Source organism: Oceanobacillus senegalensis, assembly GCF_900176885.1.
GTDB classification, from domain to species: domain Bacteria; phylum Bacillota; class Bacilli; order Bacillales; family Amphibacillaceae; genus Oceanobacillus; species Oceanobacillus senegalensis.
In genome coordinates, this window is sequence record NZ_LT839648.1 from 3,402,079 (window position 1) to 3,426,436 (window position 24,358).

At 37.5% G+C, this 24,358-nt stretch carries 22 protein-coding genes and 2 other annotated features; all 22 genes read right to left on the reverse strand.

Annotation, left to right across the window (positions count from 1 at the left end; all coding sequences use genetic code 11):
- Positions 1 to 81 precede the first annotated feature (81 nt).
- The 22 genes from fusA to CAO17_RS16570 all read right to left on the reverse strand — a co-directional run bounded on the left by fusA (position 82) and on the right by CAO17_RS16570 (position 24,201).
- The gene (gene fusA / locus CAO17_RS16465; RefSeq protein ID WP_085993688.1) at positions 82 to 2,160 is read right to left on the reverse strand and encodes an elongation factor G; all 2,079 of its coding nucleotides are present in this window, start codon (positions 2,158 to 2,160) and stop codon (positions 82 to 84) included.
- Between the two features lie 42 nt (positions 2,161 to 2,202).
- Positions 2,203 to 2,673, reverse strand: a complete 471-nt coding sequence (gene rpsG, locus CAO17_RS16470) for a 30S ribosomal protein S7 (protein WP_085993689.1) — start codon at positions 2,671 to 2,673, stop codon at positions 2,203 to 2,205.
- A gap of 33 nt (positions 2,674 to 2,706) precedes the next feature.
- Complete coding sequence (gene rpsL, locus CAO17_RS16475; protein WP_085993690.1) at positions 2,707 to 3,126, reverse strand: 30S ribosomal protein S12; 420 nt, start codon at positions 3,124 to 3,126, stop codon at positions 2,707 to 2,709.
- A gap of 135 nt (positions 3,127 to 3,261) precedes the next feature.
- Positions 3,262 to 3,516 (reverse strand): ribosomal L7Ae/L30e/S12e/Gadd45 family protein, encoded by a 255-nt coding sequence (locus tag CAO17_RS16480; RefSeq protein ID WP_085993691.1) that lies wholly within the window; start codon positions 3,514 to 3,516, stop codon positions 3,262 to 3,264.
- Between the two features lie 119 nt (positions 3,517 to 3,635).
- Positions 3,636 to 7,247, reverse strand: a complete 3,612-nt coding sequence (gene rpoC / locus CAO17_RS16485; protein WP_085993692.1) for a DNA-directed RNA polymerase subunit beta' — start codon at positions 7,245 to 7,247, stop codon at positions 3,636 to 3,638.
- Positions 7,248 to 7,334: 87 nt separating this feature from the next.
- Positions 7,335 to 10,880 carry a DNA-directed RNA polymerase subunit beta gene (gene rpoB / locus CAO17_RS16490; RefSeq protein ID WP_085993693.1) on the reverse strand — a complete coding sequence of 1,182 codons (3,546 nt, stop codon included), beginning with the start codon at positions 10,878 to 10,880 and terminating at the stop codon, positions 7,335 to 7,337.
- Positions 10,881 to 11,322: 442 nt separating this feature from the next.
- Complete coding sequence (locus tag CAO17_RS16495; protein ID WP_085993694.1) at positions 11,323 to 11,925, reverse strand: class I SAM-dependent methyltransferase; 603 nt, start codon at positions 11,923 to 11,925, stop codon at positions 11,323 to 11,325.
- A gap of 102 nt (positions 11,926 to 12,027) precedes the next feature.
- A complete protein-coding gene (rplL, locus tag CAO17_RS16500) occupies positions 12,028 to 12,393 on the reverse strand; it encodes a 50S ribosomal protein L7/L12 (protein ID WP_085993695.1) in 366 nt (121 codons plus the stop codon).
- Between the two features lie 54 nt (positions 12,394 to 12,447).
- Positions 12,448 to 12,948 (reverse strand): 50S ribosomal protein L10, encoded by a 501-nt coding sequence (gene rplJ / locus CAO17_RS16505; RefSeq protein ID WP_085993696.1) that lies wholly within the window; start codon positions 12,946 to 12,948, stop codon positions 12,448 to 12,450.
- An 88-nt stretch (positions 12,949 to 13,036) separates the two neighbouring features.
- Positions 13,037 to 13,183: a sequence feature (ribosomal protein L10 leader region), on the reverse strand.
- Between the two features lie 49 nt (positions 13,184 to 13,232).
- A complete protein-coding gene (rplA, locus tag CAO17_RS16510; protein WP_085993697.1) occupies positions 13,233 to 13,925 on the reverse strand; it encodes a 50S ribosomal protein L1 in 693 nt (230 codons plus the stop codon).
- 217 nt (positions 13,926 to 14,142) lie between these two features.
- Positions 14,143 to 14,568 carry a 50S ribosomal protein L11 gene (gene rplK / locus CAO17_RS16515; protein ID WP_143833774.1) on the reverse strand — a complete coding sequence of 142 codons (426 nt, stop codon included), beginning with the start codon at positions 14,566 to 14,568 and terminating at the stop codon, positions 14,143 to 14,145.
- Between the two features lie 205 nt (positions 14,569 to 14,773).
- Positions 14,774 to 15,307, reverse strand: coding sequence for a transcription termination/antitermination protein NusG (gene nusG, locus CAO17_RS16520; protein WP_085993699.1), 534 nt, complete (start codon positions 15,305 to 15,307; stop codon positions 14,774 to 14,776).
- Between the two features lie 457 nt (positions 15,308 to 15,764).
- A complete protein-coding gene (gene secE / locus CAO17_RS16525; RefSeq protein WP_245831861.1) occupies positions 15,765 to 15,974 on the reverse strand; it encodes a preprotein translocase subunit SecE in 210 nt (69 codons plus the stop codon).
- Positions 15,975 to 16,124 carry a 50S ribosomal protein L33 gene (rpmG, locus tag CAO17_RS16530; RefSeq protein ID WP_179151978.1) on the reverse strand — a complete coding sequence of 50 codons (150 nt, stop codon included), beginning with the start codon at positions 16,122 to 16,124 and terminating at the stop codon, positions 15,975 to 15,977. It lies immediately after the preceding gene.
- 86 nt (positions 16,125 to 16,210) lie between these two features.
- Positions 16,211 to 16,861: an RNA polymerase sporulation sigma factor SigH gene (gene sigH / locus CAO17_RS16535; protein WP_085993701.1), complete on the reverse strand. Its 651-nt coding sequence runs from the start codon at positions 16,859 to 16,861 to the stop codon at positions 16,211 to 16,213.
- 171 nt (positions 16,862 to 17,032) lie between these two features.
- Entirely contained in the window at positions 17,033 to 17,542 is a 510-nt protein-coding gene (locus CAO17_RS16540; RefSeq protein WP_085993702.1) for an NYN domain-containing protein, read from the reverse strand.
- Complete coding sequence (gene rlmB / locus CAO17_RS16545; protein WP_085993703.1) at positions 17,542 to 18,288, reverse strand: 23S rRNA (guanosine(2251)-2'-O)-methyltransferase RlmB; 747 nt, start codon at positions 18,286 to 18,288, stop codon at positions 17,542 to 17,544. Before rlmB ends, CAO17_RS16540 begins: the two co-directional genes overlap by 1 nt.
- 1 nt (position 18,289) lies before the next feature.
- A complete protein-coding gene (locus tag CAO17_RS16550; RefSeq protein ID WP_085993704.1) occupies positions 18,290 to 18,688 on the reverse strand; it encodes a Mini-ribonuclease 3 in 399 nt (132 codons plus the stop codon).
- A 1-nt stretch (position 18,689) separates the two neighbouring features.
- Positions 18,690 to 20,093: a cysteine--tRNA ligase gene (gene cysS / locus CAO17_RS16555; RefSeq protein ID WP_085993705.1), complete on the reverse strand. Its 1,404-nt coding sequence runs from the start codon at positions 20,091 to 20,093 to the stop codon at positions 18,690 to 18,692.
- Positions 20,083 to 20,745 (reverse strand): serine O-acetyltransferase, encoded by a 663-nt coding sequence (gene cysE, locus CAO17_RS16560; protein ID WP_085993706.1) that lies wholly within the window; start codon positions 20,743 to 20,745, stop codon positions 20,083 to 20,085. Before cysE ends, cysS begins: the two co-directional genes overlap by 11 nt.
- Before the next feature lie 110 nt (positions 20,746 to 20,855).
- Positions 20,856 to 21,071 (reverse strand) — a binding site (T-box leader).
- Between the two features lie 64 nt (positions 21,072 to 21,135).
- Positions 21,136 to 22,605, reverse strand: a complete 1,470-nt coding sequence (gene gltX / locus CAO17_RS16565; protein WP_085993707.1) for a glutamate--tRNA ligase — start codon at positions 22,603 to 22,605, stop codon at positions 21,136 to 21,138.
- Positions 22,606 to 23,109: 504 nt separating this feature from the next.
- Positions 23,110 to 24,201 (reverse strand): PIN/TRAM domain-containing protein, encoded by a 1,092-nt coding sequence (locus CAO17_RS16570; RefSeq protein ID WP_085993708.1) that lies wholly within the window; start codon positions 24,199 to 24,201, stop codon positions 23,110 to 23,112.
- Positions 24,202 to 24,358 lie beyond the last annotated feature (157 nt).

Here is a 24,358-nt window from a genome sequence, read left to right on the forward strand (position 1 = left end):
TTTATGTGTAACTAAGAAATAATGAATCATTATTTCTTAGCATTCACTACAAGTTATACTTTAGATCACTTAAAAAATCAATTATTCTCCAGCGTTTTTCTTAATAATTTCCTCAGAGATTGATTTAGGTGTTTCTTCATAGTGATCAAAATGCATAGAATATGTTCCACGTCCTTGAGTGTTAGAACGTAATGCTGTAGCATACCCGAACATTTCAGAAAGTGGCACAAATGCTTTAATTACTTGGGCATTACCGCGAGCTTCCATACCTTCTACACGGCCTCGACGTGATGTAACATCACCCATGATATCACCCATATATTCTTCAGGAACAACAATTTCAACTTTCTCAATTGGTTCAAGGATTACTGGGTTACATTTGTTCTTAGCTGCTTTCAATGCCATGGAGGCAGCTACTTTAAACGCCATTTCGTTCGAGTCAACATCATGATAACTACCATCATATAACGTAGCTTTAATATCAATTAATGGATACCCAGCTAATACACCATTTTCCATCGCTTCTTCAATACCTTGTTGAACAGATGGGATGTATTCACGTGGTACAACACCACCAACAATTTTATTTACAAATTCAAATCCTGCACCTTCTTCGTTTGGTTCAAATTTGACCCAAACGTGACCGTATTGTCCACGTCCACCAGACTGACGAACGAATTTCCCTTCAACTTCAGCTGTAGCACGGAATGTTTCACGGTATGCAACCTGAGGCGCACCAACATTAGCTTCAACTTTAAATTCACGTTTTAGACGATCAACAATGATATCCAGGTGTAGTTCACCCATACCTGATATAATTGTTTGACCAGTTTCTGTATTAGTCTCCGTCTTAAATGTTGGATCTTCTTCTGCTAGCTTACCTAATGCAATACCCATTTTATCTTGGTCTGCTTTTGTTTTAGGTTCTATAGCTACAGAGATAACAGGATCAGGGAATTCCATAGACTCTAGAATTACTAGGTTCTTTTCATCACAGAGGGTATCCCCGGTAGCAGTGTCTTTCAAACCGACCGCAGCAGCAATCTCACCAGAATAAACCGTAGAGATTTCTTCACGAGAGTTCGCATGCATTTGTAGAATACGACCTACACGTTCACGTTTATCTTTCACAGAATTCTTCACGTATGACCCTGAATCTAATGTTCCAGAATATACACGGAAGAAAGTAAGTTTACCAACATAAGGGTCAGTCATTACTTTAAATGCTAATGCAGAGAATGGTGCATTATCATCAGATGGGCGTGTTACTTGCTCTTCTGTTCCTGGTACAATACCTTCGATGTCTGCAACATCAGTTGGAGCAGGAAGATAGTCAATAACACCATCTAACATTAATTGAACACCTTTGTTTTTAAATGCTGAACCACAGAAGACTGGGTAAAATTCTACATTTAGAGTAGCTTTACGAATAGCTTGTTTGATTTCATCATTTGAAAGCTCTTCGCCCTCTAGATATTTCATCATAAGATCTTCATCTGTTTCTGCTACAGCTTCGATTAAGCTAGTACGTAATTCTTCGGCTTTATCTTTGTATTCAGCAGGAATTTCACGAGCATCAGCACGAGTACCTAAATCGTCTGCATAATAATATGCTTGCATGGAGACTAAATCAATAATCCCCTCAAACTGATCCTCCGCACCAATCGGTAACTGTACTGGATGTGCATTAGCACCTAAACGGTCAGACAAAGTGCTTGTTGAATAAAGGAAGTCTGCACCAACCTTATCCATTTTATTAATGAATACAATTCTTGGAACACCATATGTTGTAGCCTGGCGCCAAACGGTTTCTGTTTGAGGTTCTACACCAGATTGCGCGTCAAGAACGGTAACTGCACCATCAAGTACACGTAATGAACGTTCAACTTCAACTGTGAAGTCTACGTGTCCTGGTGTATCAATGATGTTGATACGATATCCTTTCCACTGAGCTGTTGTCGCAGCGGATGTGATTGTAATACCACGTTCTTGCTCCTGCTCCATCCAGTCCATTTGTGAAGCACCTTCGTGTGTTTCTCCAATTTTATGAATACGTCCTGTATAGAAAAGAATACGTTCGGTAGTTGTCGTTTTACCCGCATCAATGTGGGCCATAACCCCGATATTACGCGTCTTTTCCAAGGAGAACTCTCTAGCCATGTATTTTTCTCCTTTCTATTAGAAAGTTTACTTAGATTTCTATTACCAACGATAGTGAGCAAATGCTTTGTTAGCTTCAGCCATTTTATGCATTTCTTCACGTCTCTTAACAGAAGCACCAGTATTGTTAGATGCGTCTAGAATTTCGTTAGCAAGACGTTCTTCCATTGTTTTCTCACCGCGTAGGCGTGAATAGTTTACAATGTAACGTAACCCTAGTGCTTGACGTCTTTCTGGACGTACTTCTACCGGCACTTGGTAGTTTGAACCACCAACACGGCGTGCACGAACTTCAAGAACTGGCATAACATTTTTCATCGCTTGTTCAAAAATTTCCATTGGATTCTGTCCACTTCTTTCTTGAACAAGTTCAAATGCTTTATAAAGAATCTTTTGTGCTTTACCGCGCTTCCCATCAACCATAATTTGGTTAATCAAGCGAGTAACTAATTTTGAGTTGTACAGCGGATCTGGTAATACATCGCGCTTTGGTACTGGACCTTTACGAGGCATGAGTTATCCTCCTTTCTGAGTTGAATTTAATATTTATTTTTTCTCTTTCGGTTTTTTAGTTCCGTATTTAGAACGACTTTGCATACGTCCTTCTACACCTGCAGTGTCAAGAGCACCACGAACAATGTGGTAACGTACCCCTGGTAAGTCTTTAACACGACCACCACGAAGTAGTACAACACTGTGTTCTTGTAGGTTGTGCCCAATTCCTGGGATATAGGCTGTAACTTCCATGTTGTTTGATAAACGAACACGTGCATATTTACGTAATGCAGAGTTTGGTTTTTTAGGAGTCAACGTACCAACACGAGTACAAACACCACGTTTTTGTGGAGAGTCTTGATTAGTTAGTGACTTTTTGAAACTGTTATAACCTTTGTTAAGTGCTGGAGAATTAGCTTTTTTAGGTTTGCTAACTCGACCTTTACGTACAAGTTGATTAATTGTAGGCATTTATTTTTCCTCCCTTCTGATACAAAATTTATCAATAATCTTAATAACTAGATTATTTATATATTAATTTGTAATACCACACATCCAGGCGGTTCATTTTTTAGCAAAAAAATCTAGTGGAGATTTCCACTGTCTTCACTTATTTTTAACCGCTACTGCAGATGCGCTAACTTCAATACCACATGCAACACCAAGCTTTCTTTTGGAAGCTACGCGTTTACAAGGTATATCAAGCTCTTTCGCTAAACTAGCAACTTTTTGTGTCACATGGCTGTCAGCATCGTCAGCAATGAACACTTCACTAACTTCCCCATTCTTCATGGCTTTTAGTGATTGCTTTGTTCCAATTATCAAGTGAGCTTTAACTTGCGTCACTTTTTCATAAGACATCCATCGTATCCTCCAAAGTAACAATTATAATCGGAAGCACCTTGAATATAGTACCATCCTATTTTTTTTATGTCAATAAGCATTGCACTATTTTTTTAGTGCTTCCGATTTTTTTATCTTTATTGTACGGTTTCTGTTTCTATCTCATCTGTAAGTTCTTCCTCAGGTTTATCTAGAATTGGTTTAATGCTACGATACTGTTGCATACCAGTCCCAGCAGGAACTAACTTACCAATAATAACATTTTCCTTCAGACCTAGCAATTCATCACGTTTACCTTTAATTGCAGCATCAGTTAGAACTCGTGTTGTCTCCTGGAAGGATGCAGCAGACAAGAAGGAATCTGTTTCCAAGGATGCCTTCGTAATACCAAGTAATACCGGTTTTCCTGTAGCTGGATTACCACCATTAAGTAGAACGGATTTATTAGCATCCTTAAACTGGTGAAGTTCAAGCAAGGATCCCGGCAATACCTCAGTATCTCCTGAATCGACAACACGTATTTTACGAAGCATTTGACGCACCATTACTTCTACGTGCTTATCACCGATTTCTACCCCTTGCATACGGTATACTCGTTGAACCTCACGTAAAATGTATGCTTGAACCCCTTCTACACCTTTAACTCGAAGTAGTTCCTTAGGATCAATGGAGCCTTCTGTTAGTTCCTGACCAGCCTCTACGCTATCACCGACTGCCACTTTTAACCTCGCATTATATGGGATAGTATATGAACGTTGCTCTACGTCACCTTGGATAGTAATTTCTTGCCTATCTTTTGCTTCGGATATTTCAAGTACACTACCGAATATCTCTGTGATAACAGCTTGCCCCTTCGGATTACGTGCTTCAAATAATTCCTGAATACGCGGTAAACCTTGGGTGATATCATCACCAGCAACTCCACCAGTGTGGAATGTACGCATAGTTAACTGAGTACCTGGTTCTCCAATTGATTGTGCAGCAATAATTCCGACTGCTTCACCAACTTCAACATCCGATCCTGTTGCCAAATTGCGGCCATAGCATTTTTGACAAACACCATGCTTAGTATTACAAGTGAATGCACTGCGAATAATTACTTGCTCAATTCCGGATTCAACAATTTCCTTCGCTTGGTCTTCAGAAATCAACTCGTTTTTCTCAACAATTATTAATCCTGTTTCTGGATGTTTCACTTGTTCAAAGGATGTACGGCCGATTAAGCGGTCAATAAGTGGTTCAATTACTTCTGTACCATCTACTAGAGCACTTACTTCCAGACCACGGTCTGTTCCACAATCTTCTTCACGAATAATCACATCTTGAGCAACATCAACAAGTCGACGCGTTAGGTAACCTGAGTCCGCTGTTTTCAGAGCGGTATCTGCTAGACCTTTACGTGCACCATGGGTTGAAATAAAGTATTCCAATACGGTTAAACCTTCACGGAAACTAGATTTGATTGGTAATTCAATAATCTTACCGGCTGGGTTCGCCATTAGCCCACGCATACCAGCAAGTTGTGTAAAGTTAGACGCATTACCACGAGCACCTGAGTCACTCATCATGAAGATTGGGTTCCGATTGCTCAATGAATTCATCAACTTATCTTGAATACTGTCTTTCGTCTGAGTCCAAATTGAGATAACGCGATCATAACGCTCATCCTCAGTAATTAGACCTCGACGGAATTGTTTTAGAACCTTATCTACTTTTGCTTGTGCTCCATCTAGAATTTCTTGTTTTTCAGGTAATACAACAATATCAGCGATACCCACTGTCATACCTGCTCTAGTAGAATAACTAAAACCTAAATCCTTCATACGGTCTAGCATCTTGGAAGTTTCGGCAATCTTAAAACGTTTGAAGACTTCTGCAATAATATCACCAAGGAATCCTTTTTTAAATGGACGAACAATTTCCCTTTCCTTAATGTCCTCTTTCACATTAGTACCTGGTTCAATCAAATATTTATCTGGTGTCTTTTCTTCCAAGTTAGATTGTGTCGGTTCATTCAAGTACGGGAAAGACTCAGGTAAAATTTCATTAAAAATCAACTTACCTACTGTTGTGACTAATAATTTATTTTGTTGTTCTTCTGTGAAAGCTTGATTGTTTAAACTAGACACCTGAACAGCAACTCTTGTATGAAGATGTACATAACCATTCTGATAAGCGATCAATGCTTCATTTATATCTTTAAACACACTACCTTCACCAATAGCATTCTCTCGTTCTAATGTTAGGTAATAGTTACCTAATACCATGTCCTGTGATGGTGTTACAACCGGTTTACCATCTTTAGGATTTAGAATATTTTGAGCAGCTAGCATTAGTAGACGTGCTTCAGCCTGAGCCTCAGCAGATAAAGGTACATGAACCGCCATTTGGTCCCCATCAAAATCCGCATTATAAGCAGTACAAACTAGTGGGTGCAAACGAATGGCACGCCCTTCTACTAATGTTGGTTCAAACGCCTGAATTCCGAGCCTGTGCAATGTTGGTGCACGGTTAAGCAATACCGGGTGTTCTTTAATAACATCTTCTAAGACATCCCATACATCTGGATGTACTCTTTCAATTTTACGTTTGGCTGATTTAATATTATGAGCTAAGCCTCTCTCAACTAATTCTTTCATAATGAATGGCTTAAATAATTCTAATGCCATTTCTTTTGGTAATCCACACTGATACATCTTAAGGTTAGGCCCGACAATAATAACGGAACGTCCTGAATAGTCAACACGTTTACCTAGTAGGTTTTGACGGAAACGACCTTGTTTACCTTTAAGCATATGTGATAAAGATTTCAATGGTCTATTACCCGGTCCTGTAACAGGACGACCTCTACGCCCATTATCAATTAGCGCATCGACAGCCTCTTGTAGCATACGTTTTTCATTTTGAACGATAATACTTGGTGCACCTAGGTCCAATAGACGTTTTAACCGGTTGTTACGGTTAATAACACGACGATACAAATCATTAAGGTCAGACGTTGCGAATCGTCCACCATCAAGTTGTACCATCGGGCGAATTTCAGGTGGAATAACTGGTAAAACATCTAATATCATCCAATCTGGGTTATTACCAGAGTTTCGGAATGCTTCTAAAACTTCCAACCTCTTGATTGCCCTTGTACGTCGCTGGCCTTGTGCTGTTTTTAATTCTTCACGTAATGCATCTACTTCTTTTTCCAGATCAATATCCTGAAGCAATTTCCTGATTGCTTCTGCGCCCATTTGTGCTTTAAATGTATTACCGTATTTATCGTAATAAGCACGGAATTCTTTTTCAGAAAGCAACTGTTTCTTCTCTAATGAAGTACTTCCTGGGTCAGTAACAATATAAGCCGCAAAATAGATAACTTCCTCTAAAGCTCTTGGGGACATATCTAATACTAGACCCATTCGGCTTGGGATGCCTTTAAAATACCAAATATGAGATACAGGAGCAGCTAACTCGATGTGTCCCATACGTTCACGACGCACTTTAGATTTGGTCACTTCAACGCCACAACGGTCACAAACTACACCTTTATAGCGTACACGTTTGTATTTCCCACAGTGACATTCCCAGTCTTTAGTTGGTCCAAAAATACGTTCACAGAAAAGACCATCTTTTTCTGGCTTTAATGTACGATAGTTAATGGTTTCTGGTTTTTTAACCTCTCCATGTGACCAGGAGCGTATTTTTTCCGATGAAGCCAAGCCAATTTTCATATACTCAAAATTATTTACATCTAGCAAGGAGCCTTCCTCCCTTTTAATGTGCGTTTTTTTTCCTATATCTTAAGCTAGAGAATTGACGGATTCATCAATTCTCTAGCACATATATTATTTCTGTTCTTGCTCTTCAACTTCTAAGTTAAGCTTACTAGCCGATTGGCTGTCGTCTTCCTCTAAATCTCTCATGTCTATTTCATTTTCATCACTATTCAGCATCTTAACGTCCATTCCAAGGCTTTGCAGTTCTTTAATAAGAACTTTAAAGGATTCCGGTACACCTGGTTCAGGGACATTATCACCTTTAACAATGGACTCATAGGTCTTCACACGACCAACAATATCATCCGATTTCACTGTTAGGATTTCTTGCAGAGTATATGCAGCACCATATGCTTCAAGTGCCCATACCTCCATTTCCCCGAAACGTTGTCCACCAAACTGGGCTTTACCTCCAAGCGGCTGTTGGGTAACTAGTGAATAAGGACCAGTAGAACGCGCGTGAAGCTTATCGTCAACCATGTGTGATAATTTGATCATATACATAACCCCGACAGATACTCGGTTATCAAATGGATCACCTGTTCTTCCATCATAAAGAATTGTTTTCGCGTCTCTAGCCATACCGGCCTCTTCTAGCGTCTCATAAACATCTTCTTCTGTGGCACCGTCAAATACTGGCGTTGCAACATGAATACCCAGCATCCTAGCAGCCATACCAAGGTGAAGTTCAAAGACCTGACCAATATTCATACGAGATGGTACCCCTAATGGATTAAGCATAATATCGACTGGAGTTCCATCGGGCAAGAAAGGCATATCCTCTTCTGGAAGGATTTTTGAAATAACCCCTTTATTACCGTGACGTCCTGCCATTTTATCTCCTTCATGGATTTTACGCTTCTGTACAATATAGGCACGTACTAGTTGATTAACTCCTGGTGGTAACTCGTCTCCATCTTCACGATTAAAAATCTTGACATCTAGAACAATACCACCCGCACCATGCGGTACACGTAATGACGTATCACGGACTTCACGTGCCTTTTCGCCAAAAATAGCATGAAGTAATCTTTCTTCTGCGGATAGTTCTGTAACCCCTTTTGGTGTTACCTTACCAACCAAAATATCACCATCTGTTACCTCTGCACCGACACGTATGATTCCATTTTCATCCAAGTTCTTCAGTGCATCCTCACCGACGTTAGGAATATCTCTTGTTATTTCCTCTGGTCCTAGTTTTGTATCTCTGGATTCCGCTTCATATTCTTCAATATGAATAGAAGTATACACGTCATCTTTTACAAGTCGCTCACTCATGATGATAGCATCCTCATAGTTGTAGCCTTCCCAAGTCATGAAGGCTACTAGGACATTCTGACCAAGAGCCATTTCTCCATCTTCCATAGAAGGGCCATCCGCTAGGACTTCTCCTTTAGTAACTCTATCACCCTCACTTACAATAGGGCGTTGGTTAATACATGTTCCTGCATTAGATCGTATAAACTTCTGTAGTTTATAGCGATCGATATCACCTTGAATTTCTTTTCCGTCTACTTCAGAAATACGACGAACGTGTACTTCTCTAGCTTCTACCCGTTCTACAACCCCTTCATGTTTACAAATTAGTGCAGCACCAGAGTCTTTTCCATTCACATATTCCATACCGGTACCTACAATTGGGGCTCTAGGTTGAATCAATGGTACTGCTTGTCGTTGCATGTTCGCACCCATTAACGCACGGTTGGAGTCATCGTTCTCCAAGAACGGGATACATGCAGTCGCGGCCGAAACAACCTGTTTTGGAGATACGTCCATGTAGTCAATTTTTTCACGGTCAACCACAGTGTTTTCTCCGCGGAAACGAGCTATTACTTCCTCATGTTCGAATGTAGAGTCTTCCTTAAGTGGAGCGTTAGCCTGGGCAACAATATAATTATCCTCTTCGTCTGCTGTTAGATAATCGATTTTGTTCGTTACTCTACCAGTCTCCGGGTCCACTCTTCGATAAGGTGTTTCAATAAATCCAAATTCATTGACTTTTGCAAAGGATGACAGTGAGTTAATTAACCCAATGTTCGGTCCCTCTGGTGTCTCAATTGGACACATACGACCATAGTGTGAATAGTGAACGTCACGAACCTCAAAACCAGCACGCTCACGAGTCAGACCACCTGGGCCTAACGCTGATAGACGACGTTTATGTGTCAACTCCGCCAATGGGTTTGTTTGGTCCATGAACTGCGATAACTGGGAACTTCCAAAGAATTCCTTGATTGATGCAATAACAGGTCGAATATTAATTAACTGCTGTGGTGTAACGCTTGATGTGTCTTGGATAGACATTCTTTCGCGAACTACACGTTCCATACGAGAAAGACCTATACGGAATTGATTTTGCAACAATTCACCTACGGAACGAAGTCTACGATTACCTAAATGGTCGATATCATCCGTATTTCCCACTTCATGTAAAAGATTGAAGAAATAGCTTATGGAAGATAAAATATCCGCAGGTGTTATATGTTTGATATCTTTTTCAACATTTCCATTACCGATTACATTCAGTACTCTTTCCCCACTTGAGTCGGTTGGATCAACAATTTTAACTGTTTGAAGGGTTATTTCATCTTCTAAAACACCATCATGTGGTTGATAAGCACCTGTTCCCAGCATATCCTCCTTACGATCCAAGTATGGAATTAACTTATTTAAAAGTTTTCTTTCCAACTTATCGCCTTTTTCTGCTAAAACTTCTCCTGTTTCAGGATCAACAAGAGTCTCTGCTAGCACTTGGTTAAACAAGCGATTTTTGATATTAAGCTTCTTATTCATTTTATAACGACCTACATGCGCTAAATCATAACGTTTAGGGTCGAAAAATCTAGAAATCAGCAAGCTCTTTGCGTTTTCTACTGTTGGTGGTTCACCAGGACGTAAACGCTCATAAATCTCTAATAATGCTTTTTCTGTTGTTTCCGTATTATCTTTTTCTAATGTATTTTTAAGGTATTCATTTTCACCGAGTAATTCAATAATTTCTTGATCCGTACCAAATCCTAATGCACGTAACAATACAGTGATTGGTAGTTTACGGGTTCGGTCAATTCTTACATGAGCTACGTCTTTAGCATCTGTTTCAAATTCCAACCATGCACCACGGTTCGGGATAACAGTAGCTCCAATACCTCTTTTTCCGTTTTTATCAATCTTGTCGTTAAAGTAGACACTAGGCGAACGTACTAACTGCGATACAATAACTCGCTCTGCACCATTAATGATAAACGTACCCGTGTCCGTCATTAACGGAAAATCACCCATGAACACTTCTTGCTCTTTCACTTCACCAGTTTCATTATTAATCAAACGAACCTTCACTCGAAGCGGAGCATTATACGTAACATCTCTTGACTTTGATTCATCAACATCATACTTCGGTTCACCTAAAGTATAATCCACAAACTCAAGTGACAAATTACCTGCAAAGTCTTCAATAGGAGAGATGTCTTTAAACATTTCTCTCAACCCTTCTTCTAAGAACCAATCATATGAAGAAGTTTGGATTTCTATTAAATTTGGTAGCTCTAAAACTTCACTAATACGTGCATAGCTCCTACGCTTTCGGTGCCGTCCATACTGAACTAGTTGACCTGTCAACTGCTTCACCCCTTAAATAATACGTTATACGTTTTGTAGAAAAATCAATCCTACTTATTTAAAAGAAGGTATATTTATTTAAAGGCATCTGCCAGCTTAACTGAAGAATGCCTTTTATAACAAAGTTGTTTAAAAGCTTTACTCCCTATTTATGTAAAGACATTTCAAAACTAGGATTGCTAAACCGTCTAAAACAAATGCTATAAAGCACATCCATTTGTTTCTTCTATTATTTTATAAATAATAGTTTACAGATTTAACTGATAAACGTTATAATAAGAGAAATGATAGAAATCTTTCGAACAGAAAATTTCATTCCTCTCGATTTTAACAGTTTTTCCTTTCATCAATGAAATATACATGGTTATTTCATAAAGATTCTACTTGACAAAAGAATCCCATTGTTAGCATTTTCCTATCTTATCATAAGAGTTATGTTTGGTCAAACATTTTTGGCTCGAATAATATAGTAACCCTTATCTCTTGCCATTATTTCTACTTCATTAAACAAAGCTTCTAATTTCAATTTCGCTGAAGGTGCACCTTGCTTCTTTTGAATAACAACCCATAATTCCCCATCAGGTAATAACGCTTCTTTAGAATCCTCCAGCATTTTATGAACCACTTTTTTACCAGCTCTTATCGGTGGGTTAGTTAATATAGCAGCAAATAACCTGCCTTCCACACTTAAAAAACCATCACTTTTGATAATTTCAGTATTCATCAGTTGATTTTGCTTCGCATTTTGTTTTGCTAAATCTAACGCTCTACTATTAACATCAACCATTATTATAGTACGATTTTGGAAACTTTTCGCCAAAGCTAGGCCAATTGGCCCGTATCCACACCCTAGATCCAAGAAATCACCGGATACTTTCGGCTCACGAAATGTTTCAATCAATAATCTAGAGCCATAATCTACTTCATTTTTTGAAAAAACTCCAACATCACTAGTAAATGTCAATTCATTACTTCTTAAATGATATTTCCATGTTTTAGGCGAACTTTTAGAATGAGGTTGTTCTGAAAAGTAATGCTCTGTCATATTAGCACCTACTTTACATTGAATTATAGAGGAAATCTCTTGGTAGTTGAAAAGAGCTCAACCGAAATTCGGGCGAGCTCTATTATTTCATGTGAATCTTAATTATTTAACTTCTACTGTAGCGCCTACTTCTTCTAACTTACCTTTAAGTTCTTCAGCTTCTTCTTTAGAAGCACCTTCTTTAACTGCTTTAGGCGCGTTATCTACTAAGTCTTTAGCATCTTTCAAACCAAGGCCAGTGATTTCACGTACTGCTTTTACAACTTTAATTTTAGAAGCTCCAGCACTTTCAAGTACTACATCAAATTCAGTTTGTTCAGCAGCATCTTCTCCACCTGCAGCTCCACCTGCAACTGCAACTGGTGCAGCAGCTGTTACTCCAAATTCTTCTTCAATTGCTTTAACTAAGTCGTTTAATTCTAAAACAGTCATCTCTTTAATTGCGCCAATCATTTCTTCTTTAGTCATGATATATTTCCTCCTAATTTAATATTATTTATATGGTAATTTACCGAACGCCTATTAAGCGCCTTGTTCTTCTTTTTGTTCCGCAACAGCTTTAGTTGCATAAGCAAAGTTTCTGATTGGTGCTTGCAATACGCTAAGCAACATAGAAACCATACCTTCGTAGTTTGGAAGATCAGCAAGCTCTTGGATTTGCTCAAGTGTTGCTGTTTTTCCTTCAATTACTCCACCTTTTAATTCTAAAGCTTCATGTTCTTTACTGAAGTTCTTTAGAATTCTAGCAGGTGCCACTGCATCATCATTACTAAAAGCAATCGCAGTTGGACCAACAAATACATCACTTAAATCAGTTAGTTCAGCAGCTTCAACAGCACGGCGAGCCATTGTGTTCTTGTAAACTTTAAATTCTACACCTGCTTCACGTAATTCTTTACGTAATTCAGTAACCTCACTAACATCAAGTCCACGGTAATCTACAACAACTGTAGTCTTACTATTACTGAATTTATCAGTAATCTCCTCAACTAGTTGTTTCTTTTGTTCGATAACACTAGACATTGTTCCACCTCCTAGTTATTTTTGTATACCGTATGAGCTATCCCTCTAAAAAAACAGGATCATGGTTAATCCGCTAACCATTATCATTCCGAGCATAAATAAAGCTCCCAAGTCCGCAGACAAGGGAGCTTTATATTCAAACATAGATAGTTTATCAATCGTTTGTCTATAAGAACCTCGGTAGGATGATTAAGCTATTTGCCCCTACTGTCTACGGTATAACGTATTCTTTTATTACAACAAAAGTTAGTATACCTAACTAGAATTAAAATGTCAATACCTAATTAAAGGAAATCTGAAACGTTAACTTTGATTCCTGGTCCCATTGTAGTTGCAATAGAAACATTCTTTACATATGTTCCTTTAGCAGCTTGTGGTTTAACTTTAACAATTTGTTCTGTTAAGGCATTGAAGTTTTCAACTAATTTCTCATTATCAAATGAAATTTTTCCAATTGGCACATGGATGTTAGATGATTTATCAACACGATACTCCACTTTACCTGCTTTGATTTCATTTACTGCTTTTTCAACATCAAATGTAACTGTTCCAGTTTTAGGGTTAGGCATTAAACCTTTAGGTCCTAAAACTCGTCCTAATTTACCAACTTCAGCCATCATGTCTGGAGTTGCCACAACAACATCGAATTCAAACCAACCTTGGTTGATTTTGTTGATGTAATCTGATTCACCGACAAAGTCTGCTCCTGCAGCTTCTGCTTCTTTTGCCTTTTCACCTTTAGCAAATACTAAAACACGTTGCGTTTTACCAGTACCATGCGGTAAAACCATCGCTCCACGAATTTGTTGGTCAGCTTTTTTAGGGTCTACTCCCAATCTAAAAGCTACTTCAACTGTTTCATCAAATTTAGCTTTAGCTGCTTCTTTCGCTAAGTTAACAGCTTCTGTAATATCGTACGATTTATTACGATCAACAAGCTTTACCGCCTCTTGATAATTTCTACCTTTTTTAGCCATTTTTATTTCCTCCTCTATTGTGGTTATAACGGTAATACCTCCCACTTATAAAAGCACGTAAGCTTTTATAAAGCATGAATGAAATTAATCATCTCATGAAAAAGGTTGCGATTCATGGCAATTCTTTCGCAACCTATACCGTATTAAATTGAACCAATAATAAGCATCAGCACCTAGCGGCTTACCAGCCACAAAATAGGTGCCTCCACTTTTTGAATTAGTCTTCAATAGTAATTCCCATACTTCTTGCTGTACCTTCAACCATACGCATCGCCGCTTCAACGTCAGCTGCATTTAAGTCAGGCATTTTTGTTTCTGCAATTTCTTTTACTTTATCGCGTTTAACTGTAGCGACTTTATTACGGTTTGGCTCACCTGATGCAGTATCAATACCAGCTGCTTTTTTAAGCAATACAGCTGCAGGTGGAGTTTTAGTAATAAATGTAAATGAACGGTCTTCAAACACCGTGATTTCTACAGGAATAATCATACCCGCTTGGTCTTGTGTACGAGCATTAAATTCTTTACAGAATCCCATAATGTTAACACCTGCTTGACCTAGTGCTGGTCCTACCGGTGGTGCTGGGTTTGCTTTACCAGCTGGGATTTGTAATTTAACTACTTTAATTACTTTTTTAGCCACGAGACACACCTCCTTAAAGTCCGTGATGTGGTAATAGGGGATTCTATATTCTCCCCTCCCACTCATATTTAAACACCCAATTAATTATGAGCGCGAATAACATAGGAATTTTATCATGAATATAAAAATAATGCAAGTTCTTGCTGAAACATTTCAATCTAAGTAGAAAATGATTAATGAATTACTAAAACAATATATTAGCAATCTATAATTTTTCGATTTGTGAAAAGTCAAGTTCCACTGGAGTTTCACGACCAAACATATTTACATGAACTTTAACTTTTTGCTTATCCATATCAATTTGCTCTATCGCCCCCGTGAAATCCGCAAAAGGCCCTTCCTTCACGCGAACATTTTCTTTAACTTCAAAATCAAACTCAACTCGCGAAGATTCCATACCCATTTGTCTTAGTAAATTTTCCACTTCTTCCGGTAGTAGTGGTGTCGGTTTTGAACCATGTCCACTTGATCCCACAAACCCGGTCACCCCTGGTGTATTGCGCACCACATACCAAGAGTCATCAGTCATGACCATTTCTGTTAAGACATAGCCAGGGAAAAATTTCTTTTTAACTACTTTCTTTTTCCCATTCTTAATTTCCGTCTCTTCTTCTTCTGGAACAATGACACGGAAAATCTTATCCTCCATCCCCATCGTTTCCACTCGTTTCTCTAAATTCATCTTCACTTTATTCTCATATCCAGAGTACGTATGTACGACATACCATTTTTTCTCCATTAAAGCAGGGCTAATTATCGCCCTTTCCCTCCCTTTTTAAAGAGTAGATTTCAAGATTTATTCAAAAGACTCTTTTCGAATATTGTAGTTGTATTTTTCTTTATACTTGAAAAAAGCTCACCAATTTGGTTTGGATAGATAGTACGTTAATACCTTTACGTGTATTTCCCGCAGGAGTCCATTGCCCCCGCTTCAATCAATTACCTCCTTATAGAAGAATAATACACAAGGAGTCTCGGCAGCCCGTTCACGGAAAGCATTATGTATTTCCGTAGCGGTATTCGTATATAGCTAATGAACATTATATATAAAGCACGAAAACAACATCCAATTCCGAAAATAGTCAACCATTATTTTTTTGCAATTTAAAAAACCCGATTTTAACGGGTTTTTGCAGAAAAGGAATATTTATTTACATTATAGCATAATTATATTGAATTTATTCAACCAACGTTTATTATAGTAAGTTTAATCCTGCCGAGATAATTTGATCAACAACAAAAAAGAATATTGCCATAAACACGACAGACGAAATAACAATAATCGTGTAGTTAGTCAATTCTTTACCCTTAGGCCAACTTACCTTTTTCATTTCTTTTGAAACATCTTTTAGGAATTTAATCAAAGTTGTACCCCCAAACTCTACCAAATGTGCTGTTGGATTCATTTATTTTGTCTCGCGATGCAATGTATGTTTTCCACATATCTTGCAAAATTTACGTACTTCTAATCGAATAGATTTTGTAGACACATTTTTGTTCGTAGAGTAGTTTCTACTTGAACATATTGCACACGCTAGAGTTACCTTTTTACTCATCATTTCACCCCAAATATAAGAGGTTTACCTAATTAATGTAGCACGTCCTTATATACCATGTCAATATACTAAAAAATTAGAGTATATTAAAATTTAATACCATCCACTTCTAACAATTGCTCAAGTTTACGCTTTACTCGCTGTAGAGCATTATCAATTGATTTTACATGTCTATTTAGTTCCATAGAAATTTCCTGGTATGTGCGACCGTCCAAATATAAATGAAGCACTTTCTTTTCCAAGTCACTTAGTACATCCGATAACTTCATTTCCATATCGCCCATCTTTTCCCTATTTATTAATAACTCCTGTGGATCAATTGCTTTTGAGCCTGCAATTACATCTAGTAACGTTCGATCTGATTCTTCATCATATATTGGTTTATCTAATGAGACATAGGAATTGAGCGGGATATGCTTTTGCCTGGTAGCTGTTTTAATCGCTGTGATAATTTGTCGGGTTATACACAGTTCTGCAAACGCTTTAAAGGAAGAGAGCTTGTCCCCATCATAGTCACGGATTGCCTTGAACAGACCAATCATACCTTCTTGTACGATATCCTCTTTATCCGCTCCGACTAAGAAGTAGGTTCGTGCCTTAGCTCTTACGAAATTTCTATATTTTTGTATTAAATAGTCCAGAGCATGACTATTTCCTTGATGTATCAATTCTAAAATTCTCTCATCATCAAGTAAACGTATGCTATTTGTTTCTTCACTAATCTGCTCGATGTTCAAGAAGAAAGCCCCCTAACCACGCACTGCACTTTAAAAATCATTATACATACGGAACAAACTACCGTCAATACAATAATACACCGATTTTTAAAAAATATCGAAAAAACAAATAATTAATTTGACCATCCGATAAAAATCAACAATATTTGATAAAAGTAGAGAAAAGAAAATTTACTTTTCTCCTCTCCTCATCTTTTCAAATTTCTTCAAAATAGCTTCATCAAGTTCAATTTTCCTTGGAGATTTAATTTGTTTCGTATTTTCAATATCCTCGTTAATTTGACGCTGAACATCTTTTAGTTCAATTAATAACTCCCGAGCAGACTTACGTAATGCGCCCTGCCCAAAAATAGTACGCTGTTCTGCATAATCAGAAGTCGCAACATAGACCTGCGTTTTTACGTTTTTTAATTTTTTTACTAACTTTTCAATACATTCATCTGCTGTTTCCCTTTCCTTTGTATAAATTATCTCAACATTGAATTCATGTAATTTGTTTTCAATTCCTCGTACATAGTAAGCATCAAATACAATGATAACACGTTGTCCGGAGTAAGATTGGTATTCAGCCATTCGTTCAATTAGTCGATCACGTGCCTGACCGATATCCTTATCTTTCAGACGTTTCAGTTCCTCCCAAGCACCTATAATGTTATAGCCATCTACCACAAGAATAACCATTACTGTTCACCTAGTGGGACCCTTTTCCGGTATACTTCATAGAGTAACAAACTACATGCAACAGAGGCATTAAGGGATGAAACCTTACCTCTCATCGGTAAACTGACTGTCCAATCACATTTTTTCTTTACTAGTCTACTAATTCCCTTTCCTTCATTTCCAATAACGAGAGCGATTGGTAAAGTACCATCAAGCCGACGATAATCCTCTGTCGCTTCCGCTTCCGTACCGACCACCCATATATTTTTCTCCTTCAATTCATCAATGGTATTTGCAATATTGGTTACCCGGGCTACTGGAATATGTTCCATCGCACCAGCCGCTGTTTTGGCAACTGTTGCAGTTAAACCAACTGATCGACGCTTTGGAATAATCACTCCATGAGCACCAGTAGCATCAGCCGTTCTTAAAATAGATCCTAAGTTATGCGGATCTTCCAGCTCGTCCAAGATAATAAAAAACGGTTGTTCTCCTTTATCTTTCGCATATTGAAATAGATGATCTAGTGAAGCATATTGATAAGAGGCAACGTAAGCAATAACTCCTTGGTGATTCTCATTTGTTAATTGATCCAGTTTTGACTTTGGAACCTTTTGAAGAATGGTTCCCGCTTGCTTAGAAAGATGTTGGAATTTACCATGTGTACTCTGGTTCATTTGTTCTGAAATTAACACCTTATTTACTGATCTTCCGGATTTAAGGGCTTCTATGACCGGGTTTTTTCCAATAATCATATCATTATCCATTTTATTCACTCCTTTCCTCGATAAATTGTACAGCCTTATCTAAAAGCTCCTGCAATCTTTCTTCATTTCCCATTAAATAATGATAGCCAATTAATGTTTCAAACGCTGTACTATACCGATATGTTTGTACACTAATATTTTTAGGAATGGAGCCGGACTTTGCATTCCTGCCTCTTGCAACAATCCGCTCCTCTTCTTTCGTTAGAATTTTCTCTTCAAGCCAACTACGTACGACCTTTGCTTGCGCTTTACCAGAGACGAAGGTTACAGCATTTTTATGCAAATCATTTGGTTTTACCTGTCCTTTTCTCAGTAAATGCTCCCGAATATGCACTTCATAAATAGCATCTCCCATATAAGCAAGGCTTAAGCTTTTCATTTGCTTTACATCTAATCCCATCTTAATTGCCTCTTTTCCAGCGCACTCCTTGTGGTGTATCCTCTAGAATAATTCCCTTTTCCTTAAGCATATCCCGAATTTCATCTGCACGATTAAAATTGCGGTTTTTCCTAGCTTCATTTCGCTCAACAATTAATGCCTCTATATCCTCATCTAATAAATCATTTTCTTCTTTTATATCAATTCCTAAGATTGCTAGTAAGGACTGAAGCGTCTCTTGATAGGCGTCAATGACTTTGGTAGACGTTTGCTTTTCTTGTAAATAAACATTTGCTTCCTTCGCTAATTCAAATAAAACCGATATGGCATTAGCTGTATTGAAGTCATCATCCATTTCTTTTTCAAATTGCTTTTTAATCTCATCTATTTTTTGAATCCACTCATTTTGATTATCCACCAAGTCCATACTGGTATCCTTACGATGTTCTAAATTTTGATAAGCTGTCTTAATTCTTTCTAAACTATTCTCAGCGCTCTTAAGTAGTTCCTCCGAAAAATTTATTGGATTTCGGTAATGCACACTTAACATAAAAAATCGTAAAACTTGTGGATTGTGGTTCGAAATCAAATCTCTTGTTAAAACAAAATTACCAAGCGATTTCGACATCTTCTCATTATTAATATTAATATATCCATTATGCATCCAATAATTTGCAAAGCTTTTTCCATTCCTTGCCTCTGATTGCGCGATTTCATTTTCATGATGTGGAAATGTTAAGTCCTGCCCACCAGCATGTATATCAATAGTATCCCCGAGATATTTTTTAGCCATTGTAGAACATTCAATATGCCATCCTGGGCGACCTTTTCCCCAAGGAGAATCCCATGAGATTTCCCCTTCTTTTACGTTTTTCCATAAGGCAAAATCAAGAGGATCTTCTTTTTTCTCTCCAACTTGAATTCGAGCACCGGAACGTAATTCATCAATAGATTGATGTGATAACTTACCATAGCCCTCAAACGCACGAGGTCTAAAGTAAACATCACCTTCAGCTTCATAGGCATACCCTTTTTCAATCAATACCTCTATAAAGTGAATAATATCATCCATGGTATCCATTACCCTTGGATTATGTGTTGCTTTTTTAACCCCCAATGCACCAACATCTTCTAAATAAGCTTGAATGAACTTATTCGCTATGTCAGGAACTTCCTCTCCAGCTTCATTTGCTACTTTAATAATTTTATCATCCACATCGGTGAAGTTTAGTACATAATCTACATGATATCCTTTATACTCAAAAAACCTTCTCACCGTATCAAATACAATGGCAGGGCGCGCATTTCCGATATGAATATAGTTATATACGGTTGGCCCGCATACATACATACTTACCTTACCCTCGACTAGTGGTTTAAACTCCTCTTTCTCATGTGTTAATGTATTATAAATGCTAATTGCCATGTTCTGATTTCCCTCCAGTTAATCTCGTGATTTCTGCTTTCAAATCTTCTATTTCCTTTTGCATTTGTTCAAAACGTTCTGAGATCGGATCTGGCATTTTATGATGATCTAAATCCCTTCGTATCTTTTTGCCATTTTGCACAACTATTCTTCCAGGAACTCCTACTACCGTACAATTATCAGGTACATCCTTTACGACAACTGCTCCGCCTCCAACTTTAGAATTCTCACCTATCGTGATGGAACCAAGTACTTTAGCTCCAGTTGATACCAGAGCATTATCTTTTATAGTTGGGTGCCTTTTCCCCTTCTCATTACCGGTTCCTCCTAATGTAACCCCTTGGAAAATAGTTACATTATCTCCAATTTCACATGTTTCTCCGATAACTACTCCCATTCCATGGTCTATAAAAAAGCGCCTTCCAATTTTCGCTCCGGGATGAATTTCAATTCCTGTAAAAAATCTGCTAATTTGTGAAATTACCCTAGCAATAAAGAATAGCCTTTTCTTATAGAAAGCATGTGCAATACGATGTGACCATATGGCATGCAACCCAGAATACGTAAGAAAAACCTCCACATACGTCCTAGCAGCTGGATCTTGCTCAAATACAACATCCATATCTTCCTTCATCCTTTTAAATATCCCCATAAGGTGGTCTCCCTCCTCCTCTGAATAGTTAACAATATTAACTGTTCGTCTTAAATCAACGAGATTCTTATTTCTATCTATAAAAAAGGCGCCTCAGTGTAATTTAATTACACAGAGACGCCTTTATGCGCGGTTCCACTCTGTTTGGGGATTTCTCCTCCCAACTTATGCTCTCTTAACGGTAGAGTACCGCTGTTATGTACTAACCCTTTCCATAACAGACTCCGAGGGGCACTTCAAAAACAACGCTTAAAATCACTTCCAGCCAAGGTGACTCTCTCTGTATAAGCTAATTACTTTTTACTTTCCCTCTTCAGCGTTCTCCTTCTTAAAACGATTGTATGGTTCTTTTGCTTATACTATATTACATTATCATTCAAATGTGAATAATTAAGCTCCTAATTTTTTTAATAACGTATCGAGTCTTGACACAACTAATTCTTTACCTAATAATTCAATCGCCATTGGTAGTTCTGGTCCATGCATTTGTCCAGTTGTAGCAACACGTATAGGCATAAATAGTTTTTTACCTCGATGCCCTGTTTCTTTTTGTGTTGCTTTAATTTGTGCTTTAATGGAATCCTTCGTAAAGTCATCCAAATGAATTAATTTATCCGTAAATACCTGTAAAACCTCTGAAACCTGTTCCCCTTCTAATACATCTTTAGAGGCTTCATCTAGTACCACTTCTTCTTTGAAAAATAACTCCGTTAATTCCACAATCTCTTGTCCATAACGCAATTGTTCATGATATAGCTTAATAACATTCTCTGTCCATTCACGTGTATGTTCATCCATATCTTCCGGAACCCTGCCAGCTTCTATTAAGAATGGCATAGCTAGTTCAACAATTTTTTCAGAATCTGTCGCTTTAATATATTCGTTGTTCATCCATTTTAGCTTATGTTGATCAAAAATAGCAGCAGAAGTAGACAGTCTCTCTGGATCAAAAATATTAATTAACGTTTTTTTATCAAATATTTCCTCTTCCCCAACAGGAGACCATCCTAATAGAGAAATAAAATTGAATAACGCTTCTGGTAAATATCCTAGGTTATTATATTGCTCAATAAATTGTACAATATGGTTATCACGCTTACTTAACTTTTTACGGTCTTCATTTAAAATAAGGGTCATATGTCCAAACTTAGGTGGCTCCCAGTCAAATGTATCATAAATCATCATCTGTTTAGGCGTATTAGATATATGCTCTTCACCACGTAAGACATGGGAGATACCCATTAGATGGTCATCAATGGCAACTGCAAAATTATATGTTGGAATTCCGTTCTTTTTCACAATAACCCAATCACCAAAATCGCTAGACTCAAATGTAATTTCCCCACGAACCATATCATTAAAGGTATATGTTTTATTTTCCGGAACTCGGAAGCGAATGCTTGGTTTACGACCTTCGTCTTCAAAAGCTTTACATTGATCCTCCGTTAGATCGCGATGTGCACCGGAGTATTTAGGAACCTGGCCATTTGCACGTTGTTCTTCTCTTTCCGCTTCTAGTTCTTCTTCTGTCATATAGCATTTATAAGCAAGACCTTTTTCTAACAGTTCATCAACATACTTTTGGTAAATTTCTAATCTCTCTGTTTGGCGATATGGACCATAATCTCCACCTATATCTGCACCTTCATCCCATTCAATACCAAGCCATTTTAGATATTTAAGCTGGCTTTCCTCTCCACCTTCGACATTTCTCTTCTCATCCGTATCCTCTATACGAATAATAAATTTCCCATCAAAGTGTTTAGCATATAAATAATTAAACAATGCTGTTCTAGCATTTCCAATATGTAAGTATCCAGTTGGGCTTGGAGCATATCGTACGCGAACATCATTTGCCATGTTGCTATCCCCTTTCTCATAATTAAAATACCGCTACGGAAATACACTACACTTTCCGCGGGCAACTGTTGAGCCCTCCGAAACGCTAACGCAATGCAGGGTCTCACTGATGCCTCTCTTCTCGCAGGACAAGGAGCACCACAGAAGCGAAACATCATACACAGAAAATGCGGATGCATTTTCAAAGAGTCTCTGTATTTCCTACGCTGGTTTTGCGTTTTGCATTATTTCAAATGGTTAAGCAGAAATCATCGGAGACTCAACAAGTCAATTTATGCATATTTTAGTTCAACTTTGTACTAAAAAACAACAAAATATACGAAAAGAGTCAAAGATTAGGAGTTAATGTTAATCCTAAAGAGAATAAGCCTTATCTACAAAGTTTTACTATATACTGAAATTTACTCAGGAACACCCTAATCTTAAAAGTACTTATTTGAATTAAAAAGTGATAACATTTTTTGTTATCACTTTTTAATGTTTCCTCTATAAGTTATACCCTTTTTATAATGCTTTTTCAAGTAATTTTGGCTTTGCAAAAATCATACGACCAGCTGATGTTTGTAAAACACTTGTAATTAAAACCTCAATTGTTTTACCAATATAATCTTTTCCTTCTTCCACAACAATCATTGTTCCATCATCTAAGTACGCCACACCTTGATTCTGTTCCTTACCGTCCTTTATTACTTGCACAACAAGCTCCTCGCCAGGCAATACTACTGGTTTCACTGCATTTGCTAAGTCATTAATATTTAGTACACTTACGCCCTGAAGGTCACAAACCTTATTTAGATTAAAGTCATTTGTTACGATTACTCCGTTAATTACCTTAGCCAATTTAATTAATTTACTGTCGACTTCATGAATTTCTTCAAAATCACCTTCATAGATTTCTACATTGATAGGTAGCTCTTTTTGAATCCGATTTAACACATCCAATCCACGACGACCACGATTTCTCTTTAGTGCATCAGATGAATCAGCAATATGCTGCAATTCACCAAGCACAAACTGAGGAATAACAATTGTACCTTCTAAGAAATTTGTTTGACAAATATCAGCAATTCGTCCATCAATAATAACACTAGTATCTAGTATTTTTACTCTTGGCTGGCTTGTTTCTGAATCCTCGTCATCAATAGCTCTTCTTTTTTCTTTTTTCGTTGTTTTCAATAAGTTAACGAATTCATCTCTTCGCTTAAACCCAACTTGAAACCCGAAATATCCTAATAAAATCATTATAAAGAGCGGTAATACTTGGGATACAATTTCAATATTAATATCTTGTAATGGCATGTTAATAAAGTAAGCAATAACTAAACCTAAAATCAAACCTAAACTACCAAAGAATAAATCTACTGCCGGAATCTTAATCAGTGCATCTTCAATCCACCTTAGAAAGTCGACAATATATCCAGCTACCCAATAGGAAATTAGAAAGAAAATAATAGCACCTATTACCATGCCTAAATATGGGGACGCCACCCAACGTACATCTGTCAAATCTAATAAATGAATAATGTCAGGTACGTATAAAAAACCGACTGTACCTCCAAGAATAACAAAAAATAGATTGACAATTATCTTTAACAATCCTTTCACCTCCTAATATTTATTATTGCCGTTCATTCAATAAATAACCCTAATAATTATAAAAATACCTATAATATCACTTAAATGATAGCACATAACCATTGAATATTCAATTTAGAAAGTTTTCAATTTTCTTATAAATGTTATTTTTATTTAA

Bases quoted from the DNA above. Each gene is read 5' to 3' on its own strand.
- cysE (WP_085993706.1), bottom strand. From the start codon at position 20,745: ATGGGGATATTTAAAAGGATGAAGGAAGATATGGATGTTGTATTTGAG.
- rlmB (WP_085993703.1), bottom strand. From the start codon at position 18,288: ATGGATAATGATATGATTATTGGAAAAAACCCGGTCATAGAAGCCCTT.
- rplL (WP_085993695.1), bottom strand. From the start codon at position 12,393: ATGACTAAAGAAGAAATGATTGGCGCAATTAAAGAGATGACTGTTTTA.
- rpmG (WP_179151978.1), bottom strand. From the start codon at position 16,124: ATGAGTAAAAAGGTAACTCTAGCGTGTGCAATATGTTCAAGTAGAAAC.
- CAO17_RS16540 (WP_085993702.1), bottom strand. From the start codon at position 17,542: ATGGTTATTCTTGTGGTAGATGGCTATAACATTATAGGTGCTTGGGAG.
- rpsG (WP_085993689.1), bottom strand. From the start codon at position 2,673: ATGCCTCGTAAAGGTCCAGTACCAAAGCGCGATGTATTACCAGATCCG.
- fusA (WP_085993688.1), bottom strand. From the start codon at position 2,160: ATGGCTAGAGAGTTCTCCTTGGAAAAGACGCGTAATATCGGGGTTATG.
- secE (WP_245831861.1), bottom strand. From the start codon at position 15,974: ATGAATCCAACAGCACATTTGGTAGAGTTTGGGGGTACAACTTTGATT.
- rplJ (WP_085993696.1), bottom strand. From the start codon at position 12,948: ATGTCTAGTGTTATCGAACAAAAGAAACAACTAGTTGAGGAGATTACT.
- rpsL (WP_085993690.1), bottom strand. From the start codon at position 3,126: ATGCCTACAATTAATCAACTTGTACGTAAAGGTCGAGTTAGCAAACCT.
- CAO17_RS16550 (WP_085993704.1), bottom strand. From the start codon at position 18,688: ATGGGATTAGATGTAAAGCAAATGAAAAGCTTAAGCCTTGCTTATATG.
- gltX (WP_085993707.1), bottom strand. From the start codon at position 22,605: ATGGCAAATGATGTTCGCGTACGATATGCTCCAAGCCCAACTGGATAC.
- cysS (WP_085993705.1), bottom strand. From the start codon at position 20,093: ATGGCAATTAGCATTTATAATACATTAACACATGAGAAAGAGGAGTTT.
- rplA (WP_085993697.1), bottom strand. From the start codon at position 13,925: ATGGCTAAAAAAGGTAGAAATTATCAAGAGGCGGTAAAGCTTGTTGAT.
- CAO17_RS16480 (WP_085993691.1), bottom strand. From the start codon at position 3,516: ATGTCTTATGAAAAAGTGACGCAAGTTAAAGCTCACTTGATAATTGGA.
- nusG (WP_085993699.1), bottom strand. From the start codon at position 15,307: ATGGAGAAAAAATGGTATGTCGTACATACGTACTCTGGATATGAGAAT.
- CAO17_RS16495 (WP_085993694.1), bottom strand. From the start codon at position 11,925: ATGACAGAGCATTACTTTTCAGAACAACCTCATTCTAAAAGTTCGCCT.